Source organism: Niameybacter massiliensis, from assembly GCF_001282685.1.
Taxonomy (GTDB): Bacteria; Bacillota; Clostridia; order Lachnospirales; family Cellulosilyticaceae; genus Holtiella; species Holtiella tumoricola.
Window position 1 is genome coordinate 428,585 of sequence record NZ_LN875034.1, and the last position, 23,427, is coordinate 452,011.

Annotated in this window: 21 protein-coding genes and 1 other annotated feature; of the genes, 10 read left to right on the top strand and 11 right to left on the bottom strand. The window is 33.9% G+C overall.

Annotated features, from left to right (window positions below; genetic code table 11):
* Positions 1 to 95 precede the first annotated feature (95 nt).
* From BN2390_RS04405 to BN2390_RS04420, 4 genes are all read left to right on the top strand, one after another.
* Complete coding sequence (locus BN2390_RS04405; protein ID WP_053983139.1) at positions 96 to 947, top strand: DegV family protein; 852 nt, start codon at positions 96 to 98, stop codon at positions 945 to 947.
* Between the two features lie 70 nt (positions 948 to 1,017).
* On the top strand, positions 1,018 to 2,199 hold the full coding sequence (locus BN2390_RS04410; protein ID WP_053983140.1) for a GTP pyrophosphokinase: 1,182 nt from the start codon (positions 1,018 to 1,020) through the stop codon (positions 2,197 to 2,199).
* On the top strand, positions 2,184 to 2,501 hold the full coding sequence (locus BN2390_RS04415) for a hypothetical protein (protein WP_053983141.1): 318 nt from the start codon (positions 2,184 to 2,186) through the stop codon (positions 2,499 to 2,501). The genes BN2390_RS04410 and BN2390_RS04415 overlap by 16 nt, the downstream gene beginning before the upstream one ends.
* A 139-nt stretch (positions 2,502 to 2,640) precedes the next feature.
* Positions 2,641 to 4,752 carry a sensor domain-containing diguanylate cyclase gene (locus tag BN2390_RS04420; protein WP_053983142.1) on the top strand — a complete coding sequence of 704 codons (2,112 nt, stop codon included), beginning with the start codon at positions 2,641 to 2,643 and terminating at the stop codon, positions 4,750 to 4,752.
* 94 nt (positions 4,753 to 4,846) lie between these two features.
* Here the strand turns inward: BN2390_RS04420 and BN2390_RS04425 are convergent, their stop codons facing one another.
* The 8 genes from BN2390_RS04425 to BN2390_RS04460 all read right to left on the bottom strand — a co-directional run bounded on the left by BN2390_RS04425 (position 4,847) and on the right by BN2390_RS04460 (position 11,824).
* Positions 4,847 to 5,827, bottom strand: coding sequence for a zinc dependent phospholipase C family protein (locus tag BN2390_RS04425; RefSeq protein WP_053983143.1), 981 nt, complete (start codon positions 5,825 to 5,827; stop codon positions 4,847 to 4,849).
* Between the two features lie 111 nt (positions 5,828 to 5,938).
* Entirely contained in the window at positions 5,939 to 6,991 is a 1,053-nt protein-coding gene (locus BN2390_RS04430; protein WP_053983144.1) for a glycosyltransferase family 4 protein, read from the bottom strand.
* Positions 6,992 to 7,054: 63 nt separating this feature from the next.
* Positions 7,055 to 7,684 carry a uracil phosphoribosyltransferase gene (upp, locus tag BN2390_RS04435; protein WP_053983145.1) on the bottom strand — a complete coding sequence of 210 codons (630 nt, stop codon included), beginning with the start codon at positions 7,682 to 7,684 and terminating at the stop codon, positions 7,055 to 7,057.
* Between the two features lie 23 nt (positions 7,685 to 7,707).
* Complete coding sequence (rpiB, locus tag BN2390_RS04440; protein ID WP_053983146.1) at positions 7,708 to 8,136, bottom strand: ribose 5-phosphate isomerase B; 429 nt, start codon at positions 8,134 to 8,136, stop codon at positions 7,708 to 7,710.
* Positions 8,137 to 8,220: 84 nt separating this feature from the next.
* Positions 8,221 to 9,252, bottom strand: coding sequence for an L-threonylcarbamoyladenylate synthase (locus BN2390_RS04445; RefSeq protein WP_053983147.1), 1,032 nt, complete (start codon positions 9,250 to 9,252; stop codon positions 8,221 to 8,223).
* Positions 9,253 to 9,374: 122 nt separating this feature from the next.
* Positions 9,375 to 9,962, bottom strand: a complete 588-nt coding sequence (locus BN2390_RS04450; RefSeq protein ID WP_053983148.1) for a thymidine kinase — start codon at positions 9,960 to 9,962, stop codon at positions 9,375 to 9,377.
* Between the two features lie 26 nt (positions 9,963 to 9,988).
* Positions 9,989 to 10,378: an adenine nucleotide alpha hydrolase family protein gene (locus BN2390_RS04455; protein WP_053983149.1), complete on the bottom strand. Its 390-nt coding sequence runs from the start codon at positions 10,376 to 10,378 to the stop codon at positions 9,989 to 9,991.
* Between the two features lie 156 nt (positions 10,379 to 10,534).
* Entirely contained in the window at positions 10,535 to 11,824 is a 1,290-nt protein-coding gene (locus BN2390_RS04460; protein ID WP_053983150.1) for a M18 family aminopeptidase, read from the bottom strand.
* Between the two features lie 205 nt (positions 11,825 to 12,029).
* Between BN2390_RS04460 and BN2390_RS04465 the strand changes: the two genes are divergently transcribed.
* The gene (locus BN2390_RS04465) at positions 12,030 to 14,669 is read left to right on the top strand and encodes a heavy metal translocating P-type ATPase (protein WP_082238580.1); all 2,640 of its coding nucleotides are present in this window, start codon (positions 12,030 to 12,032) and stop codon (positions 14,667 to 14,669) included.
* A 537-nt stretch (positions 14,670 to 15,206) separates the two neighbouring features.
* Here BN2390_RS04465 and BN2390_RS04470 read toward each other — a convergent pair.
* A complete protein-coding gene (locus BN2390_RS04470; RefSeq protein ID WP_053983151.1) occupies positions 15,207 to 15,923 on the bottom strand; it encodes a hypothetical protein in 717 nt (238 codons plus the stop codon).
* A 172-nt stretch (positions 15,924 to 16,095) separates the two neighbouring features.
* Between BN2390_RS04470 and BN2390_RS21900 the strand changes: the two genes are divergently transcribed.
* The 3 genes from BN2390_RS21900 (at position 16,096) to BN2390_RS04480 (ending at position 18,656) form a co-directional block, all read left to right on the top strand.
* Positions 16,096 to 16,251, top strand: a complete 156-nt coding sequence (locus tag BN2390_RS21900) for a hypothetical protein (protein WP_198524851.1) — start codon at positions 16,096 to 16,098, stop codon at positions 16,249 to 16,251.
* Positions 16,252 to 16,566: 315 nt separating this feature from the next.
* Complete coding sequence (locus tag BN2390_RS04475; RefSeq protein ID WP_053983152.1) at positions 16,567 to 17,496, top strand: magnesium transporter CorA family protein; 930 nt, start codon at positions 16,567 to 16,569, stop codon at positions 17,494 to 17,496.
* Between the two features lie 119 nt (positions 17,497 to 17,615).
* Positions 17,616 to 18,656 carry an HD-GYP domain-containing protein gene (locus BN2390_RS04480; protein WP_053983153.1) on the top strand — a complete coding sequence of 347 codons (1,041 nt, stop codon included), beginning with the start codon at positions 17,616 to 17,618 and terminating at the stop codon, positions 18,654 to 18,656.
* 232 nt (positions 18,657 to 18,888) lie between these two features.
* On the opposite strand, the gene ileS is transcribed toward BN2390_RS04480, so the two are convergent.
* Positions 18,889 to 22,011, bottom strand: coding sequence for an isoleucine--tRNA ligase (ileS, locus tag BN2390_RS04485; RefSeq protein ID WP_053983154.1), 3,123 nt, complete (start codon positions 22,009 to 22,011; stop codon positions 18,889 to 18,891).
* 123 nt (positions 22,012 to 22,134) lie between these two features.
* Positions 22,135 to 22,367: a binding site (T-box leader), on the bottom strand.
* Between the two features lie 52 nt (positions 22,368 to 22,419).
* Positions 22,420 to 22,572 (bottom strand): hypothetical protein, encoded by a 153-nt coding sequence (locus tag BN2390_RS21580; RefSeq protein ID WP_154668767.1) that lies wholly within the window; start codon positions 22,570 to 22,572, stop codon positions 22,420 to 22,422.
* A 293-nt stretch (positions 22,573 to 22,865) separates the two neighbouring features.
* Between BN2390_RS21580 and BN2390_RS21585 the strand changes: the two genes are divergently transcribed.
* Both BN2390_RS21585 and BN2390_RS04490 read left to right on the top strand, forming a co-directional pair.
* Entirely contained in the window at positions 22,866 to 23,030 is a 165-nt protein-coding gene (locus BN2390_RS21585) for a hypothetical protein (RefSeq protein ID WP_154668768.1), read from the top strand.
* A gap of 114 nt (positions 23,031 to 23,144) precedes the next feature.
* Positions 23,145 to 23,411, top strand: coding sequence for a hypothetical protein (locus BN2390_RS04490; RefSeq protein ID WP_053983155.1), 267 nt, complete (start codon positions 23,145 to 23,147; stop codon positions 23,409 to 23,411).
* Positions 23,412 to 23,427: the final 16 nt, after the last annotated feature.

The following is a 23,427-nucleotide window of genomic DNA, read 5'->3' on the forward strand; positions in this document are numbered from 1 at the left end:
TCTATAATATTACATATATAAGTCAATGTATAGGGTTAATAGAATCTTTATATCATAGTGATATAGTGTTTAAAAAGAATTAGAGAGGTGCAGTAATGATTAAGTTACTTGTTGATAGTACATGTGACATGCCTAAAGAATTTAAGATGGGACAAGATGTGGACTTCTTGCCTCTTCGTATTCGTATCCAAGATAAAGAGTACTTAGACAAAAAAGAAATTGCAGTTGAAGAAGTTTACAAAGCAATGAAAGAAGGCATTATGCCACAAACTTCTCAGCCTACACCTATAGAAATTTTTACTCAACTAGAGCAATATGGCCAAAATGAAGATGATGTAATTTATTTAAGTTTTTCATCTAAAATGTCAGGTACCTACCAAACCGTGTATTTAGCAATGGAAGAGATAAAACAAAGATATCCAAAGAGCAAGTTTACCGCTATTGATTCAAAATCAGGCTCTATCTGTATAGGATTCATGGTAATAGAAGCAAATAAAATGATAGAAGAGGGTAAGACATACGAAGAAATTGTAGAACGGTTAAGATTCTTGAGTGAACATGCAGAACATATCTTTACTCTGTCAGACTTAAAGTGGATTGTAAAAGGTGGACGTATTAATAAATTTGAAGGTGTCCTTGGGAATATGCTTCATATTATGCCACTCATAGAAGTAAATGATGGATTTATAGAAGTATTTGATAAGGTTAGAGGTGAGAAGAAACTTCTAAATAAATTAGTTGATGTAGTAGAGCAACGTATTGGCAAGTACACTAATCAAAAAATAGGTCTTGTACATGCAGAAGATAAGGAACTCTTAGAAAAGATCAAAGTATTATTAAGAGAAAGACTTGGCGATGTTGAGTTTATAGAAACAGGTATTGGGAGTGTATTAAGTGCTCATCTAGGATTAAGCGGTGTAGGAATATGTTTCTTTAATGAAATTTAACAACTTAGTCATAAGCCATTAGATTTTAGCTAGTAGACTAATACTAACAAAAGGCGGAGGGAATGAACTTATGGAACTTGAAATGTTTAGCTTCATTGAAGAAGTCTTAAACCAATTAGATGGTATGAAAATAAATTTAGATATAGCAAGCCGTGAACTAGAACATTTTTTTGAAGAAATGCTAGAGAATAATAATGAAGGGTATCTTAACATTAATTCACGTGTAAAATCGAAACAAAGCTTAAAAGAAAAAATGCTGCGTTATGATTATTATACAGAGTATAAAACACCAGAGGTAATGTTTAACCGTCTTTCTGATTTAATAGGTATTCGTCTAGAGTGTCGTTTCGTTGGAGATGAAGCAGTTATATATAAACTTTTACGTAAGCAATTTACAATTCCTTCAGAAGAATATCATGGCTTCTATAGTCCAGAAAGTAATAAGCATATCTTTTTAGAACTAGCAAGCAAACAGCCTAAAAGCCAAAAAAATGGTATGAAAATGTATCGTATAGATGGTAAATATATATTTGATGATAAATGTTATAACTTTGAGGTACAGATTAAATCATTAGTAAATATATTCTGGAGTGAAATTGAGCATAAAGTTATTTATAAAAATTATAACTATATTATTGCAGATCGTTTCTATAAGGATATTATGAGTTCTATTAAAAATAGTTTAACAACGATAGATCAGCAGCTTTTACTTATTTCTAATCAATTTGATAGAAGACAATCAAAAAGTAAGTCAGGAAGAAAAATACAAATAGAACAACTTTTATCTAAGGCACTTTATGATCTATTTGCCCATAAGATTAAAGAAAGCATAGGGATTTTAGTAGACTTTAGAAAGTCTTGTGATACCATTGTAAAATATGTATTTAGAGATGCACTAAGTGATGATGAGGTTCTTTATAATGCAACAATGACTAGCGTATTTTCTAGATTAAACGAGATAGAGAACAAAGAAGTAGATTTTACATCTCAAATCTTATTTAAGCGAGAGTGTCAGGTTGAAGATGCGTTTAGTTATAAGTTGGTGAACTTTATAAGAACGATTATTAATGATGAATTCCAATGGAATATTTTCTTTAGGATTTTATTTGAGGTCGAGCCGGAATGTAATGCGGGAGATTTAGAAAACTTTGTAGCATTTTATAAATCAAGATTCTATAGTGGTGTCAATCTTAGAAGCTTAGAAAAAAGGTTAGCAAAGAAGAAGCCCTATGGATTATGGATGAATTACTAGAGCATTTTGCAGATTTATTCATACGTGTAAATACAGTTGAGTTATTGTATGATAATGTGATTGAACAAGTTATTAGTATACTTAGTAATATTGTAGATACCATTAGTCGTAATATCTTTACATACGATGACTGGACTAATGAGAAAGAAATTTACATCCAATTATTGGAACTACGTTTATCATCTGTATTAGATATTGATGTGGAGGCTACAAAGGTATTAGATTTTCTTGAAGATGTAAGAAAAAGTGATTCTAATATTGATATTCATAAGAGTATTGTTAAGTACATTGATAAATTATAATTTAATATTAGAGGGGGTGTGACAGAATAACTAATTTTTAGAATTAGTGGTTTTGTTACAGCCCCTTTATAGATTTTTATGAAATGAAATAGTATACTAAATAGTAGGACAACTTTATACAAAGGAAGAAGGTGAGAAAATGAATAAGGGCCTAAAGGAAGTAGAATTACAACTTCAAAGGTTAAAAAATGATCCGGAAATCATAGATTTTTTTATTGAATGGGCATATCAAAATTTAAGACAAGATCCAGAATATGTAAAATATATTTTAGAGCAAGCGTTAGAGGTATGTAGGGGAGAAGATTATAAAATACCAATGGCAGAATGTCTTTACTATTTAGGGTGGTATTATTGTGATAAAAGTGATTATAGAAAATCAGTACGTTTGCTTCTAGAAGCTAATAACTTATTTATTGAAATGAGACATAAGAGGGGAATGAGTAAAAGCTATAATGCCCTTGTACCCAATTATGTAGAACTCAGTATGTTTGACTTAGCTATAGAAAATGGAATCAAGTCACTAGATCTAGCAGAAGAACTAGATGATGAGACCTTTATTAATACAATATTATTGAATACAGGTTTTGCATATATGAGTTGTGAAAAGTATGAGGAAGCCGCACATTTAGTGAAACGTGTACGTATATATGAAGACCATTTAAGTTTAGATAGTAAAGTTAGCTTATATTGTATTATGACTCAAATTAAGTTACATGAGAATGCATTTGAAGAGGCCTATGATTATACTGAAAAAATTATAGAGATAGCAGATATAAGAGGTTTTAGTAATTACTATATTGAAGCAGAAAACTTAAGAGGACTTGTAGCCTGGAGAATGAAAAAGTACGATGCCAGCGAGGAACACTTTAAAAAGGCCTTGTTATATGGTGAAGGACAAGCGTGTAATAATGTGATATTTACTACTTACTATTCTTATGGAGAGCTTCTGTATGAGTGCAATAAATATGAAGAAGCTAAAAGGTACATAATGGGAGCTATTGAAATTGGTAAGACATTAGGATTACCCTACGCACTTATAAAAGGCTATAAGTTATTAAGTAAGTGCTATGCAGAGCAAGAGGATTATAAAGAAGCCTATGAAACAAGTACCATTTGTAGAAATTACGAGAAAGAATTCTTTAACTTGAATACATCATTAGCATTTAATCAACTTAATATGAGAACGCTACAAGTTAAAGCCACATTATATGAACAGCTCTATAACAAAATTGAAGGTGTGTTTAGGGTAGGACAGCGCTTAACCTCAAATTTAGATATTAAAGAAACATTTGAAAGTATTTATAGAGAATTAACTAATTTGGTAGATGCAGATGCCTTTGGCTTAGCCTTAATTGATAGTGAAGAAAACAATTTAAATTATGAGTTTTTTAGGCTAGAAAACAATAATTATAACTTAGGTGCTGTTTGTATGTATGATGAGACAAGCTTAGGGGTCTATGCACTTACCCATGATGTTATTGTACATATTAATGATGCTGATAAAGAAAGTGCAAAGTATGTAAAGCATCATAGATTAATAGGTGAAAGAATAGGATATGATGCACAATCCATTATATATTGCCCACTAACAGTAGAAAATAAAAAGATTGGTGTTGTAACAGCGCAAAGTCATAACAAAAATGCTTATAACGAAAGAGATATTAATACGTTAAAATTATTTGCAACGTATGCAGCAATAGCTATTTATAATGGGCAATTATTTAATCAAGTCAATTACTTAGCCAGTTATGATGGGCTTACTCATGTATGGAATAGAAGAGAAGTATTTAAGCTAGCAGAAGAGGTATTTAAAAGGGTAAAAAACTCACAAGATAAACTATGTGTGATTATGCTAGACGTAGATTATTTCAAACATATTAATGATGCATATGGACACCTTGTAGGAGATAAGGTTTTAGTCAAAGTAGCGGCAATTAGTAAAGAGAAGATTAAAGATACAGATTTAATGGGACGATATGGTGGAGAAGAATTTATAATATTCTTGCCTCATACCACGCTGGAAGAAACTCTTCTAAGAGCTAATATGATATGTGAAGGAATTCATAATTATAAGAAGAAGATACCTAATACACCACCATTTAGAATCAGTGCCAGTCTTGGTGTCTATGAGTTTGATGGAAGTGAAGTAAGTTTAGACGAAGGAATTAAAAGAGCAGATGAGGCACTATACCAAGCGAAGCAACAAGGGAAAAACCAAGTAGTTTGTTATCAGGAAACGTTAAAGGCTTAATAGATAAATTTCTTTTTATATGAAAATCCCCTATACAGTTAGATTAACATCTCTAGCTGTATAGGGGATTTATTTATTAAGGTTGATGACATTACTAAAATTTATAGTATTGCATAGGACGGTTATCACTAGTACGTAATCCAGTAAGGTATGAAACATTTGGAAGCAATGCTTCTAGTTCTTCTAAAGTGATTTCCGATTGAATAAAAGCATAAGCACCATCTATTAAATTAGTAGCAAGTTTATGTGCATTTCTAAGTAAGTCATAGAAACTAAAAGTATAAACATTTCCTGTTACAGGGTGTAACCATACAGCCTTTTTTACATTCATATAATCTGTAAATTCATCCACGCAGTCATGATAAGAAAATGTATTGGCTAAGTTTGCTATACTTTTTGGGAGTAAAGGTGTAGCAACTGTAGCTAGATTCTTCTTAAGGCCAAGACGATCATAGGTCAAAATAAAGTAGTTTCTAAAATCGTGATAAGAATCTTTAATAACACGGCTACCATTAGGAAGTGCATAGATAGAAAAAAGGAGTTCTTCATACATATCCAAGATAATTTGAGGAAGCTCAACATCTTTTAGAATATGTTTATGCACCTTGAAACTATTGGCACTGCGATTGAATTTCTCTTGAAGTAAAAGTGAATCAATGGCCACTTCGATGCGTTTATGCATACCTTGATATTTAAGGGTATTAGGGTCTTCACTATTATAACGGCCACCTAAGTAAAAAATATAAGGATGGCAAGTTACATCTAAAGCATAGTGACACAGTAGACCACAGATATAAGCCATACAAGGGTCAAAAAGTTCAGGATTATTAACGTGTTTTTTTGCAAAACAAAGAGAAGAAGATAAGAAGTATCCTGTATGGCTTTGATGCATCAATGAAGCGACACTAAAGAAGTTTTGGTTTTTATGTGGGGCATGATAATACATAGGGTCCGGTCCTTGAAGCCCTATGAAATAAAGATTTCTATTATCTTTTATAATTTTATAAACAGGAGAATCTGATAAATTTTTAGCTTGATCTAAACCAAAAAGGTAATGGGTAATCGTATCTGGCATACTTTTTAAACTCCTTCAATATTGCAATATTAAGGTAATTATAGCACCTTAAGGACCGGGGAGATAGCCTTTTTAGTATAAAAAAAACACCACAATTAGTGGTGCTTTTTGTCAATCTTTCTTATCTTCATCTGTATGGGTAGCCATAACTTTCATATTCAAATAAAGCATTAATCCCATGAGAACAAATATTGCAATAATAATTTTATAATCATGGCTTGCTAAAGCGATTGCAGAAAGTCCGAATACACCACTAATTGCATAAAGAGTAATAACAGCTTGTTTTTGGCTGTAGCCTTTATCAACTAAACGGTGGTGCAAATGGCCTCTATCTGGTGCAGTAATAGGTTTACCAGCAAGTAGTCGTCTAATGATCGCAAAGGCTGTATCAAACACAGGTAAGCCTAATACTAAAATAGCGACAACAATTGTTACGATGGTATAACTTTTAAGTAGACCTAGAATAGATGTAACAGATAAAATAAAGCCTAAAAATGTTGAACCTGTATCTCCCATAAAGATGGAAGCAGGATTAAAGTTATAAGGTAAAAATCCTAAACAAGACCCAGCTAAAATAGTTGTAAGTAAAATAGCAATAGGATAACCGCTATAGATAGAAAGAACCATTAAGCAGAGTGATGCAATAGAGGATACACCAGCAGCAAGTCCGTCTAAACCATCAATGAAGTTAACGGCGTTGGTAATACCAACAATCCATACAACAGTAATAGGAATAGAGAGCATATCTAGGAACATGGTAGATCCTTCGATAAATGGTATAGATATAAATGGTATTGTAACGCCACATAAGGCAACAATTGTAGCTGCTAAAATTTGAATCAGGAATTTTAGCTTAGCACCTAATTCATAAATATCATCAAAGAAACCTAATAAGAATATAATAAGTGCTCCGGTAGTAATACCAAAAAGTTGTTTCCAATCTAATACGGTAATGAATTGAATACATATTAATAATGTAATCATAAAGCCAGCTACAATAGCAATACCACCCATTCTAGGAATTGGCTTACTATGCATATCACGTTTTCTCGGTTTTGCAATAGCACCTACTTTGAAAGCAATCTTCTTCGCAATAGGTGTTGTTGCAAAAGCGATGAGAAAAGAGAGCACAAAAGCCATAATGTATAGACTAGCAAAATTCATGCTGTTCATCTCCTTAAATTATGTAAGTCTCTTGAGCTCACTTATCAAGAAAACTTCCATTATTTATTTTGTGCCAAATAAACGGTCTCCTGCATCGCCAAGCCCTGGAACAATATAACCATGGTCATTAAGTTTTTCATCAAGACAAGCTACATAGATATTTACATCTGGATGTGCATCTTGAAGTGTTTTAAGACCTTCTGGAGCAGCGATTAGGCAAAGGAAGTTGATATTTTTTGCACCTTTGTCTTTAATAAATTGTACAGCAGCAACAGCAGAACCACCTGTAGCAAGCATTGGATCAAGTACGAAAAGATCTCTTTCTTGAATATCTTGTGGAAGTTTGCAGTAGTATTCTACAGGTTGTAATGTTTCAGGATCACGGTAAAGACCAATGTGACCAACTTTTGCTGTTGGAACAAGATCAAGCATACCATCAACCATACCAAGACCAGCACGAAGGATAGGTACAATACTTAAGTTTTTACCAGCAATACGTTTACCAACTGCTGTACCGATTGGTGTTTCAAGTTCATAATCTTCAAGAGGAAGTTCTCTTGTTGCTTCATAGCACATAAGTTGTGAGATTTCACGAACAAGTTCACGGAATTCTTTTGAACCTGTATCTGTGCATCTAAGACGTGATACCTTGTGTTGAATTAATGGGTGATCCATAATAAATACTTTACTCATAAATAAGTCCTCCTAAGATTATATTATTTTTCGATTAGTTCAATACGTCTAATGTGACGCTCATCATTTGAAAATGGTGTATTTAAGAAAGTCTCAACTACTTTAAGGGCATGTCCTGCACCAATAACACGTGCACCTAATGCAAGCATATTAGCATCATTGTGTTCGCGTGTTGCAGCAGCAGAGAAACAATCATGACAAAGTGCACAACGAATACCTGGTACTTTATTAGCAGTAATAGAAATACCAATACCTGTTCCACAAATGATAATACCTTTATCACATTCTCCATTTGCTACAGCCATAGCTGCACGTCTTCCATACTCAGGATAATCAACTGCCTCAGTAGAATCGCAACCAAAATCTTTGTAAGCGATATTATGAGCGTCTAAATAACCTAAGATTTCTTGTTTTAATCCATAACCACCATGGTCACAAGCAATTGCTAGCATAAAAAGTCCTCCGCTAATTTAAAAGTGTTTTATTTTATAGTATATACATAAATGAAAGAATTCATTTATGTATATATATGGGCATTATACGTAATTAATATGATGTCCTGCAGATTTTTCAAGTCTGTTCATAATAGCACTGCCTACCCCTTCAGTAGAGAAACTTAAAGAATAAACTTTTTGAACATGTAAGTCATCAAAGCTTCTTAATGCTTCAAAGAGGTTCATAGCAATATCATCAGGATGATTACGACTACCTAAACTAATGATATACTCTGCATTAAAAAGTGCCTTTGTCTCATCATCACAAAGTACACCAGAACAAATATTATGAAGGTTGTCTTCGCTTAATTGTTCATTGATAGCAAGGACAACTTTATCATCTTCACCTTTATAGATGATAACATCTGCATTAGGTGAATAATGCGTATACTTCATACCTGGAGCTTTAGGTTTTACATTACTTTCAACGCTTAGAAGAGCAGGATCCATAATAATATCTCCTAGAACTTCATGTAGCATAGCCTCTGTAATGCCGCCAGGTCTTAAGATAGTAGGCACTTCACTTGTTAAGTCTACAATAGTAGATTCAACACCTACAGTTGATAAGCCTCCATCTACAATCGCATCTATTTTACCATTTAAATCTTCAAATACACGCTTTGCATTTGTTGGACTAGGTTTACCAGAAAGGTTTGCACTAGGTGCAGCAAGTGGTAGACCAGTCATTTTGATTAAAGATTGTATAGTAGGATGAGAAGGAAAACGAATAGCAACAGTAGATAACCCGCCACGTACACTAAGTGGTACTAAAGAAGAAGACTCAAAAATAAGCGTTAATGGACCAGGCCAAAAATGCTTCATAAGAAGTGTAGCTGAGTCAGGGATATGCGCGACGAGTGGTTTAAGCATCTCTAAATCAGCAATATGTAAGATAAGAGGATTATCACTTGGACGTCCTTTAGCTTTATAAATATTAGATACAGCATGCTCGTCTAAAGCATTTGCAGCCAAACCGTAAACGGTCTCAGTAGGTACTGCAACAAGGCCTCCATTTTTTAGAATATCAGCAGCAATGTGAAGTTTTTCTTGCTCATCAATCATTAATGTGTTCATGACAATACTCCTATAATTTCGCTTTTAGAAATTTATCCTATATAGTATACCACAAAAATCCAATAAAATAATAGTACAATATAAAAAAATTAGACGAGCTTTGTAGAAGCTCGTCTAATTTTTTATATATCATTACGATCTATTTGATAGCATAAGCGACATCTTGCCTCATAGCTTTCAGAAGCACCTATTAAAATAAGAGGATCGTTATAAGAAGCAGGTTTGCCTGCAATAAGACGTTGTGTAAAGTTAGCAGGACGTCCACAACACATACAAATGGCTGTAAGCTTTGTTACATCATCGGCAAGTGCTAAAAGTTCAGGCATTTGACCAAAGCTTTCTGCTTTGAAATCTTTATCAAGTCCAGCACAAACAACACGTTTGCCAGAGTTAACAAGTTTCATGATAACACTTACAATTTCTCCATCAAGGAATTGAACTTCATCAATACCAATAACTGTTGTATCATCTTGCACATAATCTAAAATTTCTTCAATGTGAGAAATAGAAATAGCTTCTAATTTTTTGCCGTCATGTGAGCAGATATGGTCTTCTGCATAACGGTTATCAATATTAGGTGTGAAAATGATAGTTGGCATACCAGCTAATATGGTACGTTTAAGTCTTCTAATAAGTTCTTCAGATTTACCTGAGAACATAGGGCCACAGATCATTTCTAAGCGGCCAACGTCTACAAAATGTGAATACATCTAGAACAAATCCTTTCGTAATGGAATCAATTTTCTTCTCTATCTAATACACATACTTCTACAGTTTCAGGTAATTGAATGAGTTGTTCATATACAGTAGATAGAGATGGAGCATGTGATGATACAGGCGGTTTCCCAATAATAAGCTGGGTGATATTATTTTTTATGATAAATTCATGAATAGTTTTTGGTATATCCGTGCTACAGAGGAAGTGAACTTGTCCTCCTAATTCACTACCATAAACAAATAATTCTTCGAATAATAAGCTGCTGTCTGGAGATTCAAATATGGTTTCACCTTTGCGGATATGTATAATATGAAGTTCACCATTTTTTTCAGTGGCAAGATCATAACCTTTTCTAATAAGTCGTTTACTATTTTCTTGAATAGTGATACATACAAGTACTTTATTCATGTGCTTACCCTCCTAATTTGTGGATTAAAAATGCACCTTCTCTATCATACAATCAAATTATGAAACTGTATATATGTATTTGTTAACAATTCATGAAGAGAATAAGAAACCTTGAAATAACAAGGTTTCTTAGAGTTGGTTAATTGTGGATATAGATTATAGGTTAAAGAAAGCAGCCATAGCAGAAGTTGTATGAATAAAGTCAGAAGTCGCCATGAGCTCACGTGCAGAGTGCATACTAAGCATTGGTGTACCGATATCAATTGAACGTACGCCTAAGTGAGAAGCTGTTACAGGCCCAATAGTAGATCCACCACGTTCATCTGAACGATTTACAAATACTTGGTAAGGAATATTATTGCTTGCACAAAGGTTAGCAAATACACCAAAAGAGTCACTATCTGTTGTGTAGCTACAACCAGCAGTTAATTTGATAGCTGGTCCATTACCAGGAAGTACTTTATTTGTTGGATCAGATTTTTCTGGGTAGTTTGGATGAAGAAGATGAGCTACGTCGGCAGAAATAATGAAAGACATAGCAAGAGATCTTAAGTATTCATCACGAGACTTACCAAGAGCCATAGCAATACGCTCAAGTGTGTGGTTAAGGAGTGGAGAATTTGCACCTTGTTTTGAAGTGCTTCCCACTTCTTCGTTATCAAAGCAAGCTAAAACATTGATACCACAAGTAGATGTACTGTTGATTAGAGCATCAAGTCCACTGTAAACCATAGATAAGTCATCAAGTCTAGCAGCTGAGATGAACTCTTCATTTAAGCCTACTAAGCAGCTTTTTTCAACTGGATAAAGGAATAAGTCCATTTCTAAAATATCAGAAGATGCTACACCAAGTTTTTTAGCAACTTCTTCTAATATAAGATTGCCTTCAATTTTTTCTTTCATATAAGTAAGGATTGGAAGGGTTTCTTTTTGTGGATTAAGTTTAACACCATTATTCACTTCACGATTCATATGAATGGCTAAGTTTGGAATGATAAGAATAGGTTTTTCAAGGTCTACTAATTGGATAGTAGGATGAAGAGGATGACTACCTTTAAGTGCTACACGACCAGCAGCAGATAAAGGACGATCTAACCAAGTATTAACGATAGGTCCACCGTAGATTTCAGTATTAAGTTTAACGTAAGACTCTGTACTCATTTGAGGGTTTGGTTTGATTTTAAATCCTGGTACATCAGTATGAGCACCTACTATTTTAAAACCTTCATTTTCAATAGATGTACTATTTACAGTGAAAGCAATAACTGCTGAATGATTAGAAGTTACATAGTATTTGCCACCTTCTTGAAGCTCCCAGTTAGAAGCAGAATCTAAGAAAGAAAAGCCCTCAGATTCTAATTTTTGAATAACAGAATCTGCAGCATGAAACATAGAAGTACTTTTATCTAAAAAAGATAGAAGTCCATTAACCAATAGATTAGACATAATAATTCTCCTTTGTATAATGCGATAATAATCGATTTAATATTATTATTTTATCAAAAAGCGACGCATAATAACAGGGAAAGAAAAGAGAAAGTTAAATTATGAAAAAGTGTTGACAAAATAATATGAGATGCATAATATAATAATATATGAGCAATCATTCATATGAAAAAGGGAAATCGGCAGATAAAAAAGGAGGCGGAGTATGAAATATTTATTTAGAATAGAAGGCATTGATTGTGCTAACTGTGCGGCAAAAATTGAAAGAGCTTTAAATAAAGATGGGTTATTTAAAGAAGCTTATATTAACTTTATGCTTAAGAAAGTTGAAGTACATACTGAAGAAAAAGATTCTAAGATAATAGAAGAAAAGATCAGAAAAATTGCAAATAAGGTAGAGGATGGTGTAGTCATTACACCTTGGGATAACCAAACTCAAGAAGCTACTCAAGCTGTAGCTCAAAAACACTTATTTAAAATAGATGGTATTGATTGTGCTAATTGTGCAGCAAAAATTGAGCGCGCTTTAAATAAAGATGACTTCTTTAAAGAAGCCTATATTAATTTTATGCTTAAGAAGGTAGAAGTCCTTACAGAGGAAACTAACATTACTCTTATAGAAGAAAAACTTAAAAAGATTGCTAACAAGGTAGAAGATGGCGTAATTATTGAACCTTGGGATAATCAAGTTAGTTCAACTACATCATATCGCCATGAGCATGGAGACGGATGTGGGTGTGGTGAAGCACATCATCACAGCCATAAGGATGAATGTGGATGCGGTGTAGATCATCATCACCAACATGAGAATGGATGTGGATGTGGTGACCATCATCATAAACAAGTAACAAGAAAAAAAGTTGCTAAGAGAACAGCAACTAGAAAAGCAGTAGCTGGGAAAGCAACAGTTAGATCTATTGGTACAGTAGAGAATAATAGAATTGAAAAAGTAAAACAACCTAAGAATGAAGTTAGTCAGGCACCTAAGTCAGCTATACAAAAGTTTAAAGAGTACTTAAAAACTGAAGATGCAATGATGATGCGTATTATTGTAGGTTTAGGTTTATTATTGTTTGGGGCAGTAAGTAAATTAGAAGTATTCACAATTATATCTTATGTTATTGTTGGCTATGACATTGTCTTAAAAGCTGTTAAAAATATTATTAAAGGAAAAGTATTTGATGAGAACTTCTTAATGACGATTGCTACATTAGCTGCATTTGTTATTGGTGAGTATAGCGAAGCCGTAGCGGTTATGCTTTTCTACCAAGTAGGGGAGTACTTCCAATCTAAAGCAGTAGCGAAGTCAAGAAAAGCTATTGAAGGGCTTATGGATATCAAACCTGAATTTGCCCGTGTGAAGAGAAATGGTAATTGGGTCGTTGTAGCACCAGGTGAAGTAAGAATTGGTGATACTTTAGCAGTTAGACCAGGAGAGAAAATTCCTCTTGATGGTATTATTGTAAAAGGTAAAAGTAATTTGGACCATTCTGCATTAACAGGCGAATCTGTGCCTGTATTTATGGAAGAAGGTAGTGAAGTATTAAGCGGAAGTATTAACGTTGACCAACTTATTGAAATTAAAGTTACACAAACACTACAAAACTCTACAGTATCCAAAATTTTAGACTTAATAGAAAATGCAACAAGCAAAAAAGCACAAACAGAGCAATTTATTACTAAATTTGCAGCTGTATATACACCAGCAGTTGTTATAGCAGCAGCGCTTATTGCTATTATTCCTTCATTAGTTACAGGTGATTGGAACCACTGGATTTATACAAGTATTGTCTTTTTAGTTATCTCTTGCCCATGTGCATTAGTTGTATCTATACCTCTTGGGTTCTTTGGAGGAATCGGTGCAGCTTCTAAATGTGGTGTGCTTATTAAAGGAAGTAACTATCTAGAAAAACTTACACAAATTGATACAGTTGTAATGGATAAAACAGGAACAATTACAAAAGGAAGCTTTGAAGTTATTGGTATCTTCCCAGCACGTAAAGGGTTAGAAGAAGACCTTATAAGATATGCTGTACAAATTGAAAGAAACTCTAATCATCCGATAGCACGAGCTATTGCTAATTATAGAAGTGAGTTAGTGACAGAAGAGCTTACAGATTACACAGAAAAAGCAGGATACGGATTAAGTGCTACATTAAAAGGTAAGAAAGTTATTGCTGGTAATGAACGCTTCATGGAAATGAATCATGTTGAGTATAAGGTACCAAAAATGTTAGGAACAAGTGTACACGTTGCAGTAGATGGTGAATATATTGGATGTCTTATTGTAGCTGACGTTGTAAAAGAAGAAAGTATGAAAGCTATTGAAGAACTTAAGAAACAAGGTATTCAAAAGGTAATCATGCTTACAGGTGACAAAAAAGAAGTTGCTGAATATATTGGTGGGGAAGTTGGTGTAGACCAAGTCTATGCAGAGCTACTTCCACAAGATAAAGTACATCAAGTTGAAAAACTGATTGAAGAAGGCAATAAAGTAGCCTTCGTAGGTGACGGTATTAATGACGCACCTGTACTTGCATTAGCAGATGTAGGGATTGCTATGGGTGGCATAGGTTCAGATGCAGCAGTAGAAGCAAGTGATATTGTGCTTATGCAAGATAACTTAATGCAAATTAATAAAGGAATTGAGATTGCTAAGTATACAAAACGTATTGTTAAACAAAATATTATCTTCGCACTGGGAACTAAATTCTTAGTAATGATTTTAGGTATATTAGGTTTTGCCAATATGTGGCTTGCAGTATTTGCCGATGTAGGGGTATCTATTATTGCAATTTTAAATGCCATTCGTATTTTACCTAAACACGGGAAAATGGATAAATAAAAAGAAGGAGTTGTTGCATTGGATAATGCAATAGCTCCTTTTATGTTGTAAGAAAGGTGGTAGGTTTGATTATTCTCCTTCAGCTTAACGTTCGGTGGCAAAGAAAATAATATAAAACTCCTTGTGTATAGGAGAGTGGAAACTGTGCATAGTTTATGCTTTCGGCTTCAACTTCAAGAACGCTAAGAAGGCGTAAATTCTATAATCACAAAAACGCCATAAACTCACTTCGCTTACCCTGAAGGGCACACAGCAGACATATGGCTAAAACCTTTGTTCATATTTCATTAACGCCTTCTAAGCAACCTTTCATAAAGAAGCCTGCAGCGTAGCTATACATAGCCTTCCACTTTCTAAACTGCCTAGAGTAACCATAAAAGGCAATCTAATAGCTCACCTCACTAGCCGCTTTCGTAGAATGATCAAACCTACCACTGGAGCAAAGAAAAGACAATACAAAAGCTCCTTCATGGATCAAGGGAGATAGATCGGTGAAGGAGCAAATTTAACTTTTCGGGATTTAACTTTATGGGAATTTTAATGTATGAGTTCTAGGTAATGTGATTGTATTTTCTGTGCGAGTGGGAGTTCTGTCTTAGGAATAGGGATGATTAGTTTTTGATAAGTGTCATAAGTTGTGCCAGGTATACCGTAATTGAATTGAAGGTAATTTTGTTCTCCGTAGATGACTTCAATTTGATCTAGTGCATAACAAGATTTATATAAACTGTATAGTGTACCGTCATAATAAATGTATTTGTCAGTAATAATAGTCATTGTTTCCTTTTCTAGTTTATCGTTGTGGTAGATAGAGATGCAAATACTTATTAAACTTGAAAGGATAACGCTTAGAGTAATTAAAGTAGCAGCAATGAGGTAATGGTTTGGTGTATTAGAAAAGATAAAGCCAATAGATACAATGAGACCTAAAATACCTATTAACATAATAATCGATAAATCAATATGGTAATCTTCAGTAGCTCTATCTCTGGTAAGTGTATAAGCAGAAGGTATATAGGACCATTTTGCCAGTGGAGAGAGCTTTTCTTCCTTTATAGCTTTAATAATCAAGTGATTCTTATAATGTAAAATAAAAGAGCAAAAGCCAGTAATGATAAGAAATAATCCAAGTATTATAGTAAGTATATAGGCTGGACTAGCAGCATTAAAATGCAAAACAAAATATACAGTTAAAATGGTGCCTAATATAAAATATAGAACAGCCAATAGACATTTAAAAAATTCTTTACTCATAATATCCCCCCTTTTACTAGAGAAACAAGTAAGTGATTAATAGGAGTAATATAGTATATGAAGCAAGAAGTAAATTTGACTTTGTCCGATTGAAATAATTATGTGAGAATAAAACATTGAGATGTGACAAATAATAGAGGGGAATAGAAAAGCAAAGAAAGGTGTGATAGTTATGGCTAAAAAAGGTATGAGAAGACCAGATGTTAATGATCCACATGGTTTAGAAAGTAATAGTAAGTCTCATTTTCCTAAAAATGATGTAGAACCTGTTCCAGAAATTAGTGGTAAAGCAAAGACAGGTAATAAAAAAGCAGGAAAAATTTATTAAATAGCACATTCTAGATGAAAGTAAAATTAAAGGGCTGTCATAAAATGAAAGTTATTTTGTGGCAGCCCTTTCAAAGCTATTTATTTAATTTCTTGACGAACGGCATACTATCCTCTACACTTGAAATGGCAAGAATTATTTTTTGCATACATTAAGATAATAAGGAGAGTGAATAGAACAATGGATATTGGACCGAGTAGTCCCAGGTACAAGGTTTTAAAATCAAATAATAAAATGATTTCTTTTTGTTAGTACAAGATGCCTAGTCGCTTTTTTAGGTCCCTTGTCTAATGAAAAGACGAAGGATGTGAAAAAATGATTAGTATGTATAAAACTCAACATGACCGTCTAGAACTCATGCAATCTTTTGAAACTGGAACTTGGATAAATGTAGAAAATCCAACCTTAGAAGAGATGGATTATCTCTCAAAAACTTTTGGTATTGCACCTGAAGATTTAAAAGCAGGTCTTGACGAAGAAGAACGTGCTCACATTAATACGGAAGATGATTATACAGTTATTATCGTAGACGTTCCTATTAAAGATGAAGAGGGTGTGCACGAATATGTAACAATACCTATGGAAATTGTAATTAGTGAACATTTCATTATGACTATTTGTCTTAGACGTGTAGAAATGATTCAAGACTTTATTACAGGAAAAGTAAAGACATTCTATACCTTTAAAAAAACAAGATTCATTCTGCAACTACTTTATAAAAATGCTTCTTATTATCTTCAATATCTAAGATATATAGATAAAGCAAGTAACAAAGTAGAACAAGAATTAAATAAAGCAATGAGAAATAAAGAACTTATACAACTTTTAGAATTAGAAAAGAGTTTGGTTTACTTTACCACATCATTACGAGCAAATGAAATAGTATTCGAAAAAATGATGCGCATGGAGAAAATCAAACAATACCCAGAAGATAAGGATTTATTAGAAGACCTTATTATTGAAAATAAACAGGCGATGGAGATGGCCAATATATATAGTAGTATTTTAAGTGAGACAAGAGATGCCTTTGCTTCTGTTATATCTAATAACTTAAATATTGTGATGAAAACCCTAACATCATTAACCATAGTACTTTCTATTCCTACAATGATTTTCAGTTTATTTGGTATGAATGTGCCCCTCCCTTTTATGCATGATCCAGCAGGTCTTGTGTATATCTTATTTGGCTGTTTTATTTTAATTATTATAGGTGTGATTATTATGTTTCGTAAGAAAATGTTCTAGTAAATTTTTTTATTATTTTGTAAAAAAACGTATTTTAATCTATAAAGTTAAGTGATAAAATATTCATATAAATATTATTTTAGTAAGGGCAAATATTAAAACAAGGGGTAATATTAAATATGAAAGATAAAAAGGTAACTATTTATGAATGCAATGCAGGGGATATTATTGCAAGAAACGTTATAGACATCCGTTCAGGTATTACACTATGTCAAGAAGGCCACGTTTTAACTGAGCAAAGTATAGAGTGGCTGAAGCGATTCATGTGTTCAGATATTTATATAGAATCTAATACTTGGGATAAAGTATGGCATATACCTGCCGAATCTAAAGTGTCTTATGAACAAGATAAAGAAAAGTTACAAAAGACACTTAGTGCAATAGGACTAGGAGAAGAAATAGATAAAGAAGCAGTAGAAGAAATAAAAACTACTTTTTTCACAAAGCTTAATAGTAATAGTACAATTATGGGATGTGTGAATGTAGTTAAAACTTTAGATGAGTATACCTATACACATAGTTTAAATGTAGGGATGCTTTCAGTATTAATTGGTAAGTGGATGGGACTTAAAGAAGAGCAATTAGAGGAGCTTTTTTTAGCAGGTGTTTTACATGATGCAGGTAAGTATAAAGTTAATCAAAATGTATTAAATAAAAAGGGTGAATTGAATAGCTTAGAGTACTTAATAGTAAAGAGACATGCAACAGAAAGTTATAATCTTATTAAAGATGTGGATGGAATAAGTAATGCGGTAAAAGAGGGGGTACTTAGCCACCATGAACGCATAGACGGAACGGGCTATCCAAGAGAACTAAAGGGTGATGAAATCCACCTTTATGGTAGGATTTTAGCAATTGCAGATACATATGATGCAATGATTTCTGAAAGGGTCTATAAAACACGTCAAACCCCATTTGAAGTTATGGAAAAGATGCTGAGTGAGGGCATAGATAAACTAGATACACAGATTTTACTGCTCTTTTTGAAAAATATGGCGGACTATTATATTGGTGTACAAGTAACACTAAATACTGGTGAAGTAGGTGAAGTGGTTTTCATGCATCCACATTGTATTTATAGACCGATTATAAAAGTAGCAGAGACTTATTATGATTTAGATCGTAGAACAGATTTAGAAATCGTTGAAATGATCTCGTAATAGAAAATAATAAACTGTATCATTTTACATATAGATAAAGAGGCTGTTACTAACTTGGTCAATGAGAAGAGTTAGTAGCAGCTTTTTATTTACTTAAGATAGAAGCATACAGGCAGTTAGAAATTGTATAAGGATAAAAATAAATAAGACCTAGCTAGTGATGGAAGCTATAAGTAAGTGCATCCATGACCAGCTAGGTCTTTAAAGTTAGAAATTATATAGAGCTTATAAATTAAGCACGTTTAACAGAAAGTGTTACAGTTTCACCGTTAACTTTCCATTCTTTTGTATAACCATCAACAAGAGTGCCTTCTGCTACTTCATTTGCAAGAACTTCAGATGCAATTTCAGCATTGTTTCTTGTCATAAGGTCAGCAATCTTAGCATTATCTGCATAACCAACTAAGATGTGATCTTGAACTTCGAAGTCAGCTTCTTTTCTCATTGTTTGGATTTTAGAAATGATTTCACGTACGAAACCTTCTTCAATGAGTTCTTCTGAAAGGTTAGTATCAAGTACAACTGTGAAACCACCTTCACTTTGTGCTACGAAACCTTCTTTTTGAGCTGTAGCGATAAGAACATCATCTTTTGTAAGCTCAATTTCTTGACCGTTGATATCAAGTTTAAGAACGCCTGTTGCATTAAGTTCAGCCATAGCTTTTGTACCATCAAGCTCTGTAAGAGCAGTTCTGATTGGGTTGAGAAGTTGGCCGTATTTTGGTCCTAAAGTACGCATTTGTGGTTTAAATGTGTAAGAGATGAAGTCACTTGCATCTTCTGTGAAGACAACGTTCTTAACATTTAATTCGTCTGCAATGATTTCATTGTATGCAGCAGGAAGAACTTCTGTTGCACCAATTCTCATTGTACCGATTGGTTGACGGTTTTTAATGTTAGATTCGTTACGGCAAGCACGACCAAGTACTACGATTTGAAGTACATCATCCATGTGTTTTTCAAGCTCTTTGTTGATCATTGCTTCGTTTGCAACTGGGAAGTCACAAAGGTGAATGCTCTCTGGAGCGTTAGTATCGTTTGTACGAACTAAGTTTTGGTACATTTCTTCTGTCATGAAAGGAATGAATGGTGCAGATACTTTAGCTAAAGTTGTAAGAACTGTGTAAAGTGTCATGTACGCATTTACTTTATCTTGTGGCATATCACTTTGCCAGAATCTTTCACGGCTACGACGAACGTACCAGTTAGATACATCATCAATGAAGTCTTGCATTACACGAGAAGCTTCGAAGATACGGTAGTTTTCAAGGTTTTCATCAACTTCTTTCACTAATGTGTTAAGTTTTGAAAGAACCCATTTATCCATCATGTTTAATGAATCATAGTTAAGTTCATATTGTGTTGGATTGAAGTTATCAATGTTTGCATAAAGGATGTAGAACGCATAAGTGTTCCAGAAAGTACCCATGAACTTTCTTTGTGCTTCGCTTACGTTTTCTGGACCGAAACGGCTTGGAAGGTATGGAGCACTTGCTGAGTAGAAGTACCAACGAACAGCGTCAGCACCTTGACCATCAAGTACTGTCCAAGGATCTACTACATTACCTTTATGTTTACTCATTTTAAGACCATCTTTATCACATACGTGACCTAAAACGATAACGTTTTTGTATGGAGCCTTATCGAAGATAAGTGTTGAGATAGCCATAAGTGTGTAGAACCAACCACGAGTTTGGTCAACAGCTTCAGAGATGAAGTCAGCTGGGTAGTTTGCTTCAAACACTTCTTTGTTTTCAAATGGATAGTGAAGTTGTGCGAATGGCATTGATCCACTATCATACCAGCAGTCAATAACGTCTGATACACGTGTCATTTGTTTATTACATTTTGGACAGTTAAGGTGTACATTATCGATGTATGGTTTATGAAGTTCGATGTCATCTGGACAGTCAGAACTCATTGCTTTAAGTTCTTCAATGCTACCGATAAGGTGTTGGTGACCGCATTCACATTCCCAGATTGGAAGTGGAGTACCCCAGTAACGTGAACGTGAAAGACCCCAGTCGATTACGCCTTCAAGGAAGTTACCAAAACGGCCTTCACCGATTGATGGTGGTAACCAGTTAACTGTGTTATTGTTTTTAACAAGTTTGTCACGAACTTTTGACATAGAGATGAACCATGTGTCACGTGCATAGTAAAGAAGTGGTGTATCACATCTCCAGCAGTGTGGGTAACTATGTTCATAAGGTGCAGCTTTAAAGAGTTTGCCATTAGCTTCTAACCATTTAAGGATAGCTGGGTCAGCGTCTTTAACGAAGATATCTTGCCACTCAGTAACTTCTGGTGTGAAGTAACCTTGTTCGTTAACAAGTTGAACGAATGGAAGGTCATTTTCGCGACCGATTCTCGCATCATCTTCACCGAATGCAGGTGCAATGTGTACGATACCTGTACCGTCTGACATTGTAACGTAGTTATCAGCAACTACGAAGTAAGCTTTTTTGTTTGGTTTAGCAAAGTCGAAGAGTGGTTCGTATGCTTTGCCGCAAAGGTCAGTACCTTTTACTGTTTCAACTACAGTAGCTTCTTCATCAGAGAATACACTTGCAACAAGTGCTTCAGCTAAGATGTAGAATGTACCACTAGCATCTACTTTTACATAGTTCTCATCTGGGTTTACACAAAGTGCAACGTTTGATGGAAGTGTCCAAGGTGTTGTTGTCCAAGCAAGGAAGTAAGTATTTTCTTCACCTACAACTTTGAACTTAGCAATAGCTGTAGCATCTTTGACATCTTTGTAGCCTTGAGCTACTTCGTGTGATGAAAGAGATGTTCCACATCTTGGGCAGTAAGGAACGATTTTGTGACCTTTGTAGATAAGATCCTTGTCCCAGATTTGGCGAAGTGACCACCATACAGATTCGATGTAGTTATTGTGATAAGTAACATATGGATTATCCATGTCTACCCAGTAACCAACACGGCTAGTCATTTTTTCCCATTCACTTTGGTATTTCCAAACACTTTCTTTACATTTAGTAATGAAGTCTTCTACACCATAGTTTTCGATTTGTGGTTTACCACTGATGCCAAGAAGTTTTTCAACTTCAAGCTCTACTGGAAGACCATGTGTGTCCCAACCAGCTTTACGAAGTACTTTGTAACCTTTCATAGTACGGTAACGAGGGATAAGGTCTTTGATAACGCGAGTTAAGATATGACCGATATGAGGTTTACCGTTTGCTGTTGGTGGGCCATCGTAGAATGTAAATACAGGGCCGTCTTCTCTTGATTTGATTGATTCTTCAAACACGTTGTTTTCTTGCCAGAACTTGAGGACTTCAAGCTCACGATCAACGAAGTTGAGATTGGTATCAACTTTTTTATACATTGTTTGTGCCTCCTTAGGATTTTTATAAATATATAGTAGCGCCAACAGATATAAACACTGTAAGGCTTGATGACGTGGGGAAATGCTAAAAAAATATAAAAAAGCCCTTCCGTCCACGTTTATATACAGGACGAAAGGGCATTAAGTATCCATCTTCCGCGGTACCACCTGATTTGCCTATTAGGCCACTCGTTATACCTTTCCTTGAGTTAACGGGAGGATTCCGTCAGAGCCTACTTAGAAGTTCGGTCTGCCACTCCAAGGTGATTGTTCATATTTTCTATCGTATGGGCTCACACCGTCCCCACTCGCTTTAACGCCTTAAAAATACTACTTTTCCTTTTCATAGTGTTTCAAAATTATATGAATTTATTCCTATTATAAAAGGTAATAAGAAATTTGTAAAGATTATTTGTCGAATGCACCGCCACTTTTCTTATTGTTAAAACCTTTGTGTGTAGTGATAGAAACATTCTCAGGACGTTTAACTTGATTTTTTTGGTTATTTTTATTCTTTTTAGCTTCAATAAGTTGTTTCATACGTTCCATTTGTGTAGACATAGTTGTGTACTCTTCATTCTATAGATTTGATAACTGTATTGTATATCATTTGGCTGTACATAGCTAGGGCTGAGAGTAGATAAAAGGCTAAAATAAGAAGGTTATAAAGAAATAATAGAATATGGATTAAACTATAAGTAATGGAGAAAAAATGAATAAAACAACTTGTGTAGAATATATGGATGAGTACAAAAAAGTGATATACTAAATAAAATACAAGTAGTGTTTATTTTAATACGCTATAGAGAATATAAGTTCAATAATAGTGTTAGGGAAAAGAGAGGGAAGAAAAAATGAGTACAAAAGTTATAGAGTTTAGTATGGTCACAGGATGGGAATGGTTTGTACAGCTATTAAGTTTAGTCTTATTAATTCCCATAGTGGTAGGTCCTATTATTCTTATTATATTAGGGATAAGAGCATTAAGTATTTATGTTAAGAAGAATCGTAAAGGATAGATATTTATTGATTTGAGATGGTGATTAGAGAAAGAAGGTAAACTAAGATCAACTTGAAAAATAGATAATCTATAAATAGAAATCCAACATAATTTTGGGAAAGGAAATTATATTATGAAGAAAATATTTGCAAAAAGAGCACTTATTATAATGAGCATTATTTTTGCTATAGGACTAATGTTTGTATTTAGCTCAGTTAAAGCTGGAGAAAATGCTGGACACAAAGCGATGAAAAATAATGGTGGTTCAATGGATACAAATGCATATTATCGAGTAATAGATACAACAACACTTAACTATCAACTTACGGGGGGAGTTTTATCTTTAATAGGTGGATGTGGTGTATTAATAAGTGGATATGCGCTTTATAAAGAGATATAGTAATACATATTTATTC